At 68.0% G+C, this 12,772-nt stretch carries 12 protein-coding genes; 7 read left to right on the top strand and 5 right to left on the bottom strand.

Features of this window, described 5'->3' with window-relative positions; translation table 11 throughout:
• The first annotated feature begins 97 nt into the window (after positions 1-97).
• The gene (locus ASG79_RS16095; protein ID WP_156400221.1) at positions 98-1,267 is read left to right on the top strand and encodes an MFS transporter; all 1,170 of its coding nucleotides are present in this window, start codon (positions 98-100) and stop codon (positions 1,265-1,267) included.
• A gap of 52 nt (positions 1,268-1,319) precedes the next feature.
• Here the strand turns inward: ASG79_RS16095 and ASG79_RS16090 are convergent, their stop codons facing one another.
• A complete protein-coding gene (locus ASG79_RS16090) occupies positions 1,320-2,384 on the bottom strand; it encodes an FUSC family protein (protein ID WP_056392445.1) in 1,065 nt (354 codons plus the stop codon).
• Positions 2,385-2,537: 153 nt separating this feature from the next.
• Between ASG79_RS16090 and ASG79_RS16085 the strand changes: the two genes are divergently transcribed.
• The 6 genes from ASG79_RS16085 to ASG79_RS16060 all read left to right on the top strand — a co-directional run bounded on the left by ASG79_RS16085 (position 2,538) and on the right by ASG79_RS16060 (position 8,764).
• A complete protein-coding gene (locus ASG79_RS16085) occupies positions 2,538-3,380 on the top strand; it encodes an ACT domain-containing protein (RefSeq protein WP_056392444.1) in 843 nt (280 codons plus the stop codon).
• Positions 3,381-3,666: 286 nt separating this feature from the next.
• A complete protein-coding gene (locus ASG79_RS16080) occupies positions 3,667-5,025 on the top strand; it encodes an MFS transporter (RefSeq protein ID WP_056392441.1) in 1,359 nt (452 codons plus the stop codon).
• 78 nt (positions 5,026-5,103) lie between these two features.
• Positions 5,104-5,787 carry a GntR family transcriptional regulator gene (locus ASG79_RS16075; protein ID WP_018769782.1) on the top strand — a complete coding sequence of 228 codons (684 nt, stop codon included), beginning with the start codon at positions 5,104-5,106 and terminating at the stop codon, positions 5,785-5,787.
• Positions 5,784-6,572 (top strand): aspartate/glutamate racemase family protein, encoded by a 789-nt coding sequence (locus ASG79_RS16070; protein ID WP_056392439.1) that lies wholly within the window; start codon positions 5,784-5,786, stop codon positions 6,570-6,572. The genes ASG79_RS16075 and ASG79_RS16070 overlap by 4 nt, the downstream gene beginning before the upstream one ends.
• Positions 6,573-6,602: 30 nt before the next feature.
• Positions 6,603-8,030, top strand: coding sequence for an amidohydrolase family protein (locus ASG79_RS16065; RefSeq protein WP_056392436.1), 1,428 nt, complete (start codon positions 6,603-6,605; stop codon positions 8,028-8,030).
• 8 nt (positions 8,031-8,038) lie between these two features.
• Positions 8,039-8,764 carry an aspartate/glutamate racemase family protein gene (locus ASG79_RS16060; protein WP_056392435.1) on the top strand — a complete coding sequence of 242 codons (726 nt, stop codon included), beginning with the start codon at positions 8,039-8,041 and terminating at the stop codon, positions 8,762-8,764.
• Between the two features lie 6 nt (positions 8,765-8,770).
• Here the strand turns inward: ASG79_RS16060 and ASG79_RS16055 are convergent, their stop codons facing one another.
• The 4 genes from ASG79_RS16055 to ASG79_RS16040 all read right to left on the bottom strand — a co-directional run bounded on the left by ASG79_RS16055 (position 8,771) and on the right by ASG79_RS16040 (position 12,668).
• Positions 8,771-9,691, bottom strand: a complete 921-nt coding sequence (locus tag ASG79_RS16055; protein ID WP_056392433.1) for a diacylglycerol/lipid kinase family protein — start codon at positions 9,689-9,691, stop codon at positions 8,771-8,773.
• A 72-nt stretch (positions 9,692-9,763) separates the two neighbouring features.
• Positions 9,764-11,137 carry an NAD(P)(+) transhydrogenase (Re/Si-specific) subunit beta gene (locus ASG79_RS16050; protein WP_018769787.1) on the bottom strand — a complete coding sequence of 458 codons (1,374 nt, stop codon included), beginning with the start codon at positions 11,135-11,137 and terminating at the stop codon, positions 9,764-9,766.
• Positions 11,134-11,457 carry an NAD(P) transhydrogenase subunit alpha gene (locus tag ASG79_RS16045; protein WP_056392431.1) on the bottom strand — a complete coding sequence of 108 codons (324 nt, stop codon included), beginning with the start codon at positions 11,455-11,457 and terminating at the stop codon, positions 11,134-11,136. The genes ASG79_RS16050 and ASG79_RS16045 overlap by 4 nt, the downstream gene beginning before the upstream one ends.
• The gene (locus tag ASG79_RS16040) at positions 11,457-12,668 is read right to left on the bottom strand and encodes a Re/Si-specific NAD(P)(+) transhydrogenase subunit alpha (RefSeq protein ID WP_018769789.1); all 1,212 of its coding nucleotides are present in this window, start codon (positions 12,666-12,668) and stop codon (positions 11,457-11,459) included. Before ASG79_RS16040 ends, ASG79_RS16045 begins: the two co-directional genes overlap by 1 nt.
• Positions 12,669-12,772: the final 104 nt, after the last annotated feature.

Raw genomic sequence — 12,772 nt, 5'->3', positions numbered from 1 at the left:
CGCTCAAAACTCCTGGAAGATACACCGAGGTATTTCTATGTCATTTGCGCCATCCCAGCACCGTTCCAAGTGGCCAGTCTGGCTTTGCTGGCTGGCTATGGTTCTTGACGGTTTTGACCTGGTGGTTTTGGGCACCGTCATTCCCACACTGATCAAGACCCATGAGCTTGGCTTCGACGCGGTGGGTGCCACCTTGGCCGCCACAATCTCACTGGTGGGCGTTGGCGCCGGTGCCCTGTTCATCGCCCCGCTGTCCGACCGCTTTGGCCGGCGCCGCCTCCTGGTGGCCTGCGTCCTCTGGTTTTCGATCTTCACCATCGCCGTGGTGTTCGCACCCAACGTGGCGGTGTTCTGCGCCTTCCGGCTTCTTGCCGGGCTGGGACTGGGCGCCTGCCTCCCGGCCGCCCTGGCCTACATGAACGATTACGCTCCGGCAGGTACCGCCGGAAAGTCGACCACCCGGACCATGACCGGCTACCACGCCGGCGCTGTGGCCACGGCCTTCCTTGCCCTGCTGCTGATCCCGGACTGGCGGATGATGTTCGTCGTGGGCGGGCTGGCAGGCTTCGCCCTGGCACCCTTCCTGTGGTTCAAGCTCCCTGAAACCCTTCCCCCGGCTGCGGCAGGAACAGAACCTGCCGCAGCCCGCACGGGCTTCCGGGACCTGGCACGGAAGCCCTACCCCTTGGTGGCGCTGGCCATCGCGGCCGCGTCCTTCATGGGGTTGCTCCTGGTCTACGGCCTGAACACCTGGCTTCCGCAGCTGATGGCCGGCGCCGGGTACACCGTCAGCACCGGCCTGGTTCTCCTGCTGGTCCTCAACGTAGGGGCCGTGGTGGGCCTGGTGATCGCGGGGATCCTGGCCGACAAACACGGCACCAAGCGTGTGGTGCTGCTGTGGTTCGGACTCTCCGCGGTTTTCCTGGCTGTCCTGAGCGTCAAGATCCAGAATGAACTGCTGCTCAACGCGGCAGTCTTTGTCACCGGCGTGTTCGTCTTCAGCGCACAGGTCCTGGTTTACGCATGGGTCAGCCAGCTGTTCCCGGCAACCCTCCGTGCTACAGCCCTCGGCTTCGCCGCCGGGGTGGGCCGGCTCGGCGCGATCATGGGCCCCGCCGTCACCGGCACGCTGGTCGCTGCCAACATCGCCTACCCCTGGGGCTTCTACGTCTTTGCGGCCGCTGCCGCGATTGCCGTGGTAGCGCTGGTGACGGTGCCGCACGCCATCGCTGCGGTCCGGGAAGCATCAGCCGCGGAACGTCCGTAACGGGTCACCACCCGCCCCTGCCCCTGGTGTTGCAGGGGCGTGCACAAGGCGGTCAGGCCGCCGTCGTCCTTTGCCTGATCCGGCGCCATGCGCCGGGCGCCAGCACCACGGCAATGCCGACGGCGGCGCCGATCACGGTCTCGATGATGCGGTCGCGCAGCAGGATGGAGGGTGACGCCGGGACCACCAGCAGTGTTGAGACCAGCGCGAGGGGTGTCACGAAAACCTGGGCCAGAAGGTACTGGCGGATGATGAACATCTCGGCCCCGAACTGGCACAGCGCCATCACCAGCACGGTTTGCCACGGCTGCAGGCCCACCAGCAGCACGGCCGCGAGGACCAGCAGGCCCAGGACCGTGCCGATGATCCTTTGTATGCCGCGGCGCACCCGGTGCCTGGTGGTGTGGCCCACCAGCGGCACCACGGCAGCAACCATGGCCCAGTAGTTGTGCCCGAACCCCAGGCGCTCCCCCGCCCACGTGGCCAGCGTGCCGGCAAGGCCTGCGGCCACCAGGTAGCCGAGCCCTTCAAGCCAGGCCGCGCGCTTCTCCGCGGGAGTGCGGCGGATGCGGGGAGGCCTGGCCCAGGGAGTCCTGTGGCTGGGAAGGATGCGGGACGAGAAGCCAACCAGCAGGGCGAACACCGTGGTCAGGACGGCCACCAGCATGCCTTGCCAGAGCGGCGGCTGGTTGGGAATGGATGCGATGGCGGCGAAGGCGAAGATATGGAAGAGCGAGCCGCCGGGGCGCAGCCTGAGCCAGGAAATGGCAACCGAACAGGCGCCGGCCACCAGCGTGGTGGCCAGGACCAGCAGCCACGTGTGGGTGGGGGCGTCCAGGCCCCAGGCGGGACCCATGCGCGCCGCCAGCGCCGCCAGGAGCATGACGAGCAGCATCAGCAGACCGGCGCGCAGCTGCAGGATAAACCGGACGGCGTGGGGTTCGCCGCGGCCGTAGATTCCGGTGAAGGCGCCGAAGGACGCGAAAATTGCCAGGTCCAGCCTGCCGAGCAGCACCAGCGTGATCAGCGGAACGAAGACGCCCACGGCGCACCTGAACGCGGGGTGGTGGTCCTTGTTGCCGGGGGCAATGCTGAACAATTCAGCAAACAACTTCACGGGCAGCGCCTTCCTGGGGTGGATTCTGACGGGCGGCCGCGCTGACGTTCCTGATAAATCCTACGGTGCGGGACCCGGAAGGCCCCCGGCGCGTTCCCATGAATGGAATCGGGAGGCAATGCGGTGGAAACAGCACCGCACCATGCTTGTGTCATGAAGCGCCCTGCCCACAACACACCCGCTGCCGAACTGCGCTGCGAGGTCTGCGGCCTGATGCCTGAGCCGCCCAAGGCGCGGCTGACCTTGGCGAACGTCGCCGTGATGCTGCCCATCGAGCTGCTGGTCCACGCCCTGGTGATGGAGACCCACCTTCCCTATGTGGCCAAGGTCCTGGTGCTGACCCTGACGGCCACAGTCCTGGTGATCTGGGTGGCCGAGCCCTCGGCTGCCCGGATCCTGCTGCGCTGGCTGCACGCCCCGGCCCTCCGGCACCGGCGGCAGCTGGCGTCGGCGCCGTCCCTGTGGCGGGCGCGGACGCTTCTCCAGGACCGGCCCGGTTCGCTGCAGCGGATCACGGCGGCGCTGGCCCGGCTGGACACCAACATCCTGAGCATCCACGTCCACCCGGTACCGGCTGGGGTCCTGGATGAGTTTGTCCTCTCGGTGCCCGGGGACGTGGGCGAACGGGAACTGCTGGCGGCACTTCACGACGGCGGCGGCAGCAGTCCGCACGCCTGGCCCACCACCGCCCTGGCCATGGCTGACGGGCAAACCCGGGCGCTCAGCCTGGCAGCGAGGATCGCCGCCACCCCGGACGAACTCCCCCTGGCGGTGGCCGAGCTGCTGCACGCACGGATTGTGCCGCCGTCGGACGCCGGCTTCAAAGCGTCCGACGACGGGACGCACCTTAAGATCCCCACGGCCTGGCATGGCCCCATCACCTTCTCCCGGCCGGATGAGCCGTTTACGCCGGCCGAGTCCGCGCGGGCCCACCGGCTGGCGGAACTGGCCGAGATCCTGTCCCACCGGCCGGACGGATCCCCCACGGCGCGTTGAGCTTTCGGCGTTGCTGCCGCCCGGCCTTACCCGTGCGCGGCAGTCACAATCCGTCAGCAGGGCCCTTGCAGCGCCCGGCCGGCAAAAACCCTTGACAGTGGCCGGAGTCACTTCTACCTTTGATTTTGGGATCCCAAATTGGGATCCCAAAAGTGCATTTCCCGCTCAACGCTCCGGATCGTCCAGTGGCCCCCTGCCGGCAGGCGCAACAACCCTGCCCGGCACGTACGTACAACGCACCATTCGCATCCTCCCCATCCGTAAACTTCCCCGTGAAGGAGAAGCTGTGTCCATCCCAAACACTGAAACAACGGCCACGTCCGACGAGGCCACCCCCGGCACTACCGAAACGCGCGGAAAGGACGGAACGCAACGGCGCACCTCCGTCCGCTGGCGGCTGTTCCTGCTGCTCCTGGTCCTGGTGTCCGTCAACTACATCGACCGCGGCTCCATCTCGGTGGCCCTGCCCATCATCCAAAAGGAGTTCGACCTCGCCCCGGAACTGGTGGGCCTGCTGCTCTCCGCCTTCTTCTGGACCTACGCCCTGATGCAGATCCCTGTGGGCCTGCTCATCGACAAGTTCGGTCCCCGCAAGGTGATGACCGCCTCCTGCGTGGGCTGGGGCGCGGCAACGGCCGCATCCGGCATGGCCGGCGGCTTCCTGAGCATGTTTATCGCCCGCCTCGGCATCGGCGTGACCGAAGCAGGCGTCATGCCCGCCGGCGGCAAGCTCAACGCCATCTGGATGCACAAGTCGGAGCGCGGCCGCGGTGCCACCATCCTGGACGCCGGCGCCCCGCTGGGTGCAGGCCTTGGCGGCATCCTCATCGCCGGCCTCATCGCAGCGACGGGCAGTTGGCGCAGTTCGTTCGTCATCGCCGGCGCCGCAACAGTCCTGATGGGCCTGGCCGTCTGGTGGTACGTCCGCGACGACCCGCGGCAGCACCGCGGTGTCAATGCCGCCGAAGCCGAGTACATCGAAGCGTCGCACGCTGCCGAGGATGCCGAAGCTGAGCTCGACGGCAGCCAGGGCAAACGCGCACTGCTCCCCTACCTCAAGTTCCGCTCCTTCTGGGCGATGTGCTTCGGCTGGCTCGGCTTCAATGGAGTGTTCTATGGCCTGCTGACCTGGGGCCCGCTCTATCTCGCCCAGGCCAAGGGCTTCGACTTGAAGACCATCGGCTGGTCCACCTTCGTCATCTTCGGTGCCGGCTTCGTCGGTGAAATCCTGGGCGGCACCATTGCGGACAAGTGGCGTGCATCCGGCGCGTCAGCCAACCGGGTGATGCGCACCCTCCTGGGCATCTCGAGTGTCGTGGTGATCGGCGGCCTGGTGGGCGTCACCGTGGTCCCGGACCCCACCACCGCTGTGGTCCTGCTCTCCCTCGTCATGTTCTTCCTGCGCTGGGTGGGCCTGTTCTGGAGCATCCCCTCCATCCTGGGCGGCCGCACCAACGCAGGCGTCCTGGGCGGTGCCATGAACTTCAGCGGTAACATCTCCGGCTTCGTCACGCCGATCGCCGTCGGCCTGATCGTCGGAGCCACAGGTTCCTACACCTGGGCGCTGCTGTACTTCGTGGGTTCCGCGGTGATCATGGGCGCCTCAGTCCTGACGCTGAACTACAACAAGCGGCTTCCTGTCTAAGCTGACCCTCGCAGGGAAACTTGCAACCAACGCCCCCGCAGCCGGGAGCAGTGCCGTACAAAATCCGAATGGAGCATCATGCTGACCGCAGAAGAGACCCAGGACAAGGACCGCCCCCTCCGCGAGACTGTCCGGGATACCCTCCGCACCAGGATTTTCGAAGGACACTACGCTCCCGGCACGCGGCTGGTGGAACGCGACCTGGCAGCCGAATTCTCCGTCTCCCGGCTGCCGGTCCGCGAGGCCCTGCGCATGCTTCGCCAGGAAGGCCTGATCAGCGACCGGGGCGCCCGCGGGGCTGAGGTGAGCAGCCTCAGCCCCAAGGACGTGGAGGACCTCTTCGATGTCCGCCAGTCCCTGGAAGTCCTGGCCTGCCGGCTCGCCGCCAAACGGGCCACCAAGGAGGACCTCGCCCATTTGAAGGGGCTGCTGGACGATGCGGAAACCTTCCTGGCCAAGGGATCAGTGATGGAGGCGCACCGCTCCAACAGCGAATTCCACGACGCCATCACCCGCATCGCGGACAACAACTTCCTCAAGTCCGCCCTGGAACCCCTCCAGGGCCGCATGCACTGGCTGTTCCGGCATGTCAGCGACCTGCCCGAACTCATCCGCGAACACCGCGACCTGTACACCGCCATTGCCAGCGGCGATCCGGACAAGGCAGCCGCCCAGTCCGCATCACACATTGGAAAGTACCGGGACCAGTTTCCCGAGGACTTCCAGAAGACCGAACCAGAATTCCACCGGAAGAGAAAATGAAACTCCTGGTCATCAACCCCAACATCAGCGCCGATGTCACCGCGCTGATTGAATCCGAGGCGCTCCGTTCCGCCTCCGCCGGCACCGAACTGCTGGTCAGGACTGCCGGGCACGGCGTGGAGTACATCGAGACCCGCTTCGAAGCCCTCATCGCCGCGGGTGCCGTGGCAGAGATCATTGCCGAACACACCCGTCCCGGCGCAGACCCGGTGGACGCCGTGGTGGTGGCTGCCTTCGGGGACCCGGGAATGCCGGCCCTCAAGGAACTGGCCGAGGTGCCCGTCATCGGGATCACCGAGGCCGCCCTGTGCGCAGCAGCACTGCAGGGCCACCGGTTCTCCATCATCGCCATCTCGGACCGGATCAAGCCCTGGTACCGCGAGTGCGTGGAGCAGTTCGGACTTGCCGGACGGCTGGCCTCCATCCGTTCCATCAATGACTCCCTGACCAGCATCGCCTCCGTCCAGCAGGACTTCAGGGAAACCCTGCTGGCACTCAGCCGGCAGGCCGTGGCGGAGGACGGCGCCGACGTCGTGATCCTTGCCGGCGCCCCGCTGGCCGGCCTGGCCCGCGACCTCACGGGGCAGATACCCGTCCCTGTGGTGGATGGCATCTCCGCAGGCATCCGCATGGCCGAGGCCGTTGCCGCCCTGCAATCCGGGCCGCACCGCGCCGGCGCCTTCGCCCCGCCGCCGGCCAAGGACCGCAAGGGCCTGTCGCCAAATCTGGACGCGGCCCTTGCCGCCCGCCAGGAGCACGCCGGCACCCCCCAGCCCGCCGCCTAGCCAGAGCCCAACAACTTTAGGAGGACACCGATGTCCCACCAGCCACAACTCGTCATTGCCAACGCCATCGTGGTGAACAGCCACGGCCGCCGGGAGGCGCACGTCGTGGTCCACGACGGCCGCATTGCCCGGCTCGTCGACGCCGCCGGACCCGTCCCCGCGGCGGACCGCACCATCGACGCGGCGGGCAAACTCGTGATCCCCGGCGGCGTGGACGGACACTGCCACGTGGCCCAGGTCACGGGGCGATTCCGCACCCTGGACGACTACCGGACCACCTCCACGGCAGCGCTGTGGGGCGGAACCACCACCATCATCGATTTCGGAATTCCCCGCGACGCCCAGGAAACCCCGCTCGCCGCCGCCCTGTACAAGAAGGAACTCGCCACGGAGTCCCGCTGCGATGTTGCCCTTCACGGCGCCGTGGTCACCTGGGACGAAACCGTCCCGTGGCAGCTTGAGCAGCTGGCAGCGGAAGGCGTCCGGTCGGTGAAGATGTACACCACCAACCGGGGCACCACCATGGCGGACGGCGACACCATCCTGAAGGTCATGCGGGAAATGGTCCGGCTGGACGGGTTGACGTACATCCACGCCGAACACGATCCCATCATCGCCGACTGCACCGCCCAGCACGCGGAGGACGGGCGGATCGGCATCGAACACCTGCACCGGACCCGGCCGGAACTGGCCGAGGAGATCTCGGTCAAGGAAACCCTGGCCATGGCCGAGTACACCGGCGCACCGGTGTACTTCGTCCACCAGTCCACGCCCGGGGCAGTGGACCTGGTGAGCGAAGCCCGCTCCCGAGGACTGGAGGCCTACTCCGAGACCTGCCCGCATTACGTCACGCTGGACGATTCCGTCTACGGATCCACCTTCCCCGAGTGGTTCGCCTGCTGCCCGCCCATGCGCAGCCCGGAAACCGTGGCCGCCCTCAAGGAGCGGCTGGTGTCCGGAGCCATCCACACCATGTCCTCCGACCACTCCTGCTACGACCTGTCCCAGAAGCGCGAGCGCACCGACGACGTGCGCGCCATGCCGCACGGACTGCCCGGCGTGGAGACGCGGATGCCGGTGACGTTCACCGCGATGACCTCCGCCGGGGCAACCGTGGAGCAGTTCGTGGAGGCTTTCGCTGCCGCGCCGGCACGGATCAACGCCGTGCCCGGCAAAGGCTGCATCGCCGAGGGGTTCGACGCCGACCTGGTGGTTTTCGACCCCGCAGAGGAACGCACCGTGAACGGCGCGGCCCTGCACATGGGAACGGACTTCTCGCCTTTTGACGGGAAGGCACTCACGGGCTGGCCCGCCGTCGTTGTTTCCAAGGGACGCGTGGTCCTGGACGCGGACGGCTTCCATGACCCCGGCGCCGTGGGCCGCTTCATCAACCGCACCGGCTTCCGGCAGCACCAGTCTGCTGCCCCCGAAGCTTCCCGACTCGCCGCCGCCCTCTAGGAGCCCCCATGCCTGCAAGCACACGCCCCCGCCGGATCGGCATGATCGTGCCGTCCTCCAACACCTGCCTGGAACCGCAGACCTACCGCATCCTGGGCGGCCGCACCGACGTCACGGTGCACTTCACCCGGATCCCAGTCACCCGCATCGCGCTCGATGACTCCTCCGACCGCCAGTTCGATCCCACAGTCATGCAGGAGGCAGCAGCGCTGCTGGCGACGGCGGACGTGGACGTGATTGCCTGGAACGGCACGTCAGGCTCGTGGCTGGGCCCGGCGCACGACCAGGAGTTGGCGGCCGGGATCAGCGGCGCCACGGGCATCCCCGCCACCACCTCCACGCTTGCCTACCTGGAAGCCTTCCGGACCTTCGGCACGGAGCGGATCGGCCTGTTCACCCCCTACACCGCGGACGTGAACCACCGGGTCATCGCCTGCTACGAGCGCGAAGGCATCAAGACCGTGGACCACCGGGCGCTGGGTTTGAGCGACAACGAGTCCTTTGCCCGGGTCACCGACGACGAGGTGCGCCCGGGGTCCCTGGAACTCGCAGCCAATGCCCCGGACGCCCTGGTGTACCTGTGCACCAACCTCTACGGGGCCAACATCGCCGCCGAAATCGAGGACAGCACCGGAGTGCCGGTGTTGGACTCCGTTGCCGTCACCCTCTGGCACGCTCTGAAACTGGCAGGCGCGCCGTTGCTGGAACCACGCTGGGGACGGCTGCTGGGCTAAACCGCCCTACATCCGCAAGGTCAGGGCGCCGGGCTCCATGGTCATGAGCACGTGCTTGCTCTCGCCTTCGTGGTCCCCGTCCAACTGGTAGTCGTCCTTGTGTTCCAGCGTGATCTCAACGGTCTTGCCCTGGAAGTACTCCACGGCGGTGTCCTTGCCGCGGCCCTTGCCGATCATTCCCGCCACCACGGAGAGCCACCCCAGCTTTCCGTGGTGGGGAGCCAGGATGGCGATGTCCAGCAGGCCGTCGTCCACCTTGGCATCAGGGAAGATTTCAAGACCGCCCTGGACCTTGCCGCAGTTGCCCACCATCACGCTGCGGACGCCCCGGTGCACCACGGGCTTGCCGTCGATCACCACGGTAGCCTTGACCGGTTTGCCGGGCAGGTTCCGGATGCCGGCGTCCACGTAGGCCAGCCAGCCCACCTTGTCCTTCAGGTCCTCGTTGGTGTCCGCCATGATGGTGGCGTCATAGCCCAGGCCGGCCATGACCAGGAAGAGCTGGTCCTTGTCCGGGTCGCTGCGCCGGGCCCGGACCACGTCGATCTTCCGCTCCGTGCCGATGAGGGCCCCGGCCATGGCGCCGTCGTAGTCGGTGACGTCCATGCCCAGGTTGCGCGCCAGCAGGTTGCCCGTCCCCAGCGGCAGCAGGCCCATGGGGGTGTCGCTGCCGGCCAGGACCTCGGCAACGCACCTCACGGTGCCGTCGCCGCCGGCCGCGATCACGATGTCCGCACCCTGGGCCAGCGCTTCCTTCGCCTGGCCGACGCCCGGATCCTCCTTGGTGGTTTCCAGCCAAATGGCTTCCCCCCACCCGTTTTCCACGCAGTGCTTGGCCACCAGGCCGCGCACGTCGATATCCACCGGCTTGGCAGGATTGACGATGATGGCGGCACGTTTGGGCGAAGTGGAGCTGTTGTCAGTCATGGCGTCCTCTGATGGCGGATGGAAAGCAAGCTTCTGAGAGAAGGGTAACCCGCCCGGTGCGCCGTTCCGCGCCTACAGGGCCTTGACCGCGCCCAGCACCTGGGCCAGGGAGTCCTTGGCGTCGCCGAACAGCAGCGATGTCTGGGGTTCATACAGCAGGTCGTTCTCGATGCCGGCGAATCCCGGGCGCATGGACCGCTTGAGGAACACCACCTGCCGCGCCTCCGCCACTTCAAGGATGGGCATGCCGTAGATCGGTGAGCCGGACGAAGTCTTGGCGGCGGGGTTCACCACGTCGTTGGCGCCCACCACCAGGGCCACGTCCGTCGTCTTGAACTGCGGGTTGATCTCGCCCATCTCCTTGAGCGACTCGTACGGGACGTTGGCCTCGGCCAGGAGCACGTTCATGTGTCCGGGCATCCGGCCGGCCACGGGATGGATGGCAAAATCCACTTCGATGCCTCGGGCCTCCAGGGCCAGGGCCAGCTCGGCGGCCGTATGTTGGCCCTGCGCCACGGCCAGGCCGTAGCCGGGGACGATGATCACCCGCTGGGCGTACCCCAAAAGGACCGCCACGTCCTCGGCCGAGGACGAACGGACCGGACGCTCGCTCACGGCGGTGGACCCCGCCGTCGAACCTCCCCTGAAAGCCCCGAACAGGATGCCCGCCACGCTCCGGCCCATGGCGGCGGCCATGGCCCGGGTGAGGATGGTGCCCGAAGCCCCCACCAGGGTCCCGGCCACCACCAGCAGGACGTTGCCCAGCACCAGGCCGGACGCCGCAACGGCCAGGCCGGTGAAGGCGTTCAGCAGCGAGATGACGATTGGCACGTCGGCGCCGCCTACTGGCAGCACCAGCAGGACGCCGGCGGCAAGGCCCAGCAGCAACAGCAGGACCGCAAGGGGCAGCGAGGCGGTGAGCACCACGGCCACGCCGGCGGCCACTGCGGCGAGCAGGACCACGGCCATCACCACCGGGAGGCCCGGGAACACCACGGGCCGGGTGGTCATCAGTTCCTGCAGCTTGGCGAAGGTGACGCCGGAACCGGCGAAGGAAACGGCACCCACCAGGAGCGTGAACACGATGGCCACGCGGACCCAGGGATTGCCGGCATGGCCCAGTTCCAGGAGGGCCACCAAGGCAGCCGCGCCGCCGCCCACGCCGTTGAACAGCGCCACCAGTTGGGGCATCTGCGTCATCTTCACGCGCCGGGCCACGGGTGCCGCCACCACGCTGCCCACCGCGATGGCGGCCAGGATCCAGGGGATGTTCTCCAGTCGGGCGGACAGGAACACCGTGACGACGGCGATCAGCGCACCGAGTGCGCCCACCAGGTTTCCGCGGCGCGCGGTCCGCGGGGAACTGAGCCCGCGCAGGGCCAGGATGAAGCAGACCGCCGCGACGAGGTAGAGCAGGGAGGTCCCGATGGGGTCGAGGAGGCTCATTTGCTGCCCGTTTCAGGCTGCGCGGCACCTTTTGGGGCTGCGTCCTTCCTGGCATGGAACATGTGCAGCATCCGGTCCGTCACCACGAACCCGCCCACCAGGTTGGCGGTGGCAAGGACAACGGCGAGCAGCGCCACCGCCAGGACCCATGGGTCTGCTGCCTGGCCGGCCACAATGATGGCACCGACAAGGATGATGCCGTGGATGGCGTTGGCACCGGACATCAGCGGCGTGTGCAGGGTGCTGGAGACCTTGGACACCACTTCGAAGCCGACGAACACCGCCAGTACCGTAATGGTCAGCAGGGCTGTTCCGTCCATCAGAGCGTTCCTTCCTGCCGGGCCGCGGCCGTGGCCGGCTCTGCGGCGGCACGTGCGCGGGCGGCCAGCAGCTCCGCCGTGGGCTGGTGCCGCACCACGCCGTCGTGGGTGAGGCAGGCACCGGCCACCACTTCGTCGTCGAAATCCAGGGTGAGCCCGCCGGCACCGGCGTCATCCGGGCGCACCAGCAGGGCCAGCAGGTTGGCCACGTTCTTGGCGTAAAGACGGGAGGCGTCCGACGCCATCGCCGAGGCCGGGTCCTTCAGGCCCACCAGGGTGACGTGCCCCATTCCATCGGCGGTGGGGATGGGGATGTCCTGGCCCGGTACCGAACCCTCCACGTTGCCGCCGGACTCCGCGGCGAGATCAACCACCACCGACCCGGGCCGCATGCCCTGCACCATCCCGCGCGTCACCAGGAGGGGTGCGGGGCGCCCGGGGACTGCCGCCGTCGTAATCAGCACGTCCGACTGAGCCACGTGCGGCGCCAGCAGCTGCCGCTGCCGTGTGCCGGCATCGGAGCTCAGCTGCCGGGCGTAGCCGCCGGCCGCCTCCGCCGTCTCCAGGTCCAGCCGGATGAAGGTGCCGCCCATGGAGGCAACCTCGTCCGCGGAAGCCGGACGGATGTCGTTGGCGAAAACCCGGGCGCCCAGGCGCTTGGCCGTGCCGATGGCCTGCAGCCCCGCCACCCCGGCTCCGAGGACCAGGACCCTGGCGGGCGGAATGGTTCCCGCGGCCGTCATGTAGAGCGGGAAGAAGCGGGGCAGCCGGATGGCAGCCTCCAGCACGCAGCGGTAGCCGGCCACCAGCGCCTGCGAGCTGAGGGCGTCCATGGACTGGGCACGGGAAATGCGGGGCACCAGTTCAAGGGCGAAGGAGGTCACCCCGTTGTCCGCGAGCGCCTGCACTGCCGGCAGCTCGGACGACGGCGACGCGAGCCCCACGGTGACGGCTCCCCTTTTCAGGGACGCGGCGGTGTGCGGGTCAAGGGGGCGGACATGCGCCAGGATGTCGAGGGCCGTGGTGTTGAGTTCCGGGACGACGGCGGCGCCGGCGTTTTGGTATGCCTGGTCAGCGTGCCCGGCGCCGTCCCCCGCCCCGGTCTCCACCAGGACCTCCAGCCCCATCCCGGCCAGCTGCCTGACGGTATCCGGCGTGGCGGCCACACGACGCTCGCCCTCCCGGCGTTCCCGCGGTATGCCCAGTTTCACCCGCCGACCCCTCCTCCTGACAAGCGATGCAGCGGCTCTGCTGCACGCAGTTGGCTAGAGTCTATGGCCCGTTCAGCTGCGGCGGGAGTGGTGCGCTGTGCTTG

Source organism: Arthrobacter sp. Soil761 (genome assembly GCF_001428325.1).
GTDB lineage: Bacteria > Actinomycetota > Actinomycetes > Actinomycetales > Micrococcaceae > Arthrobacter.
Note: the sequence above shows the minus strand (reverse complement) of the source record. Positions and strands in the feature narration are given on the sequence as shown.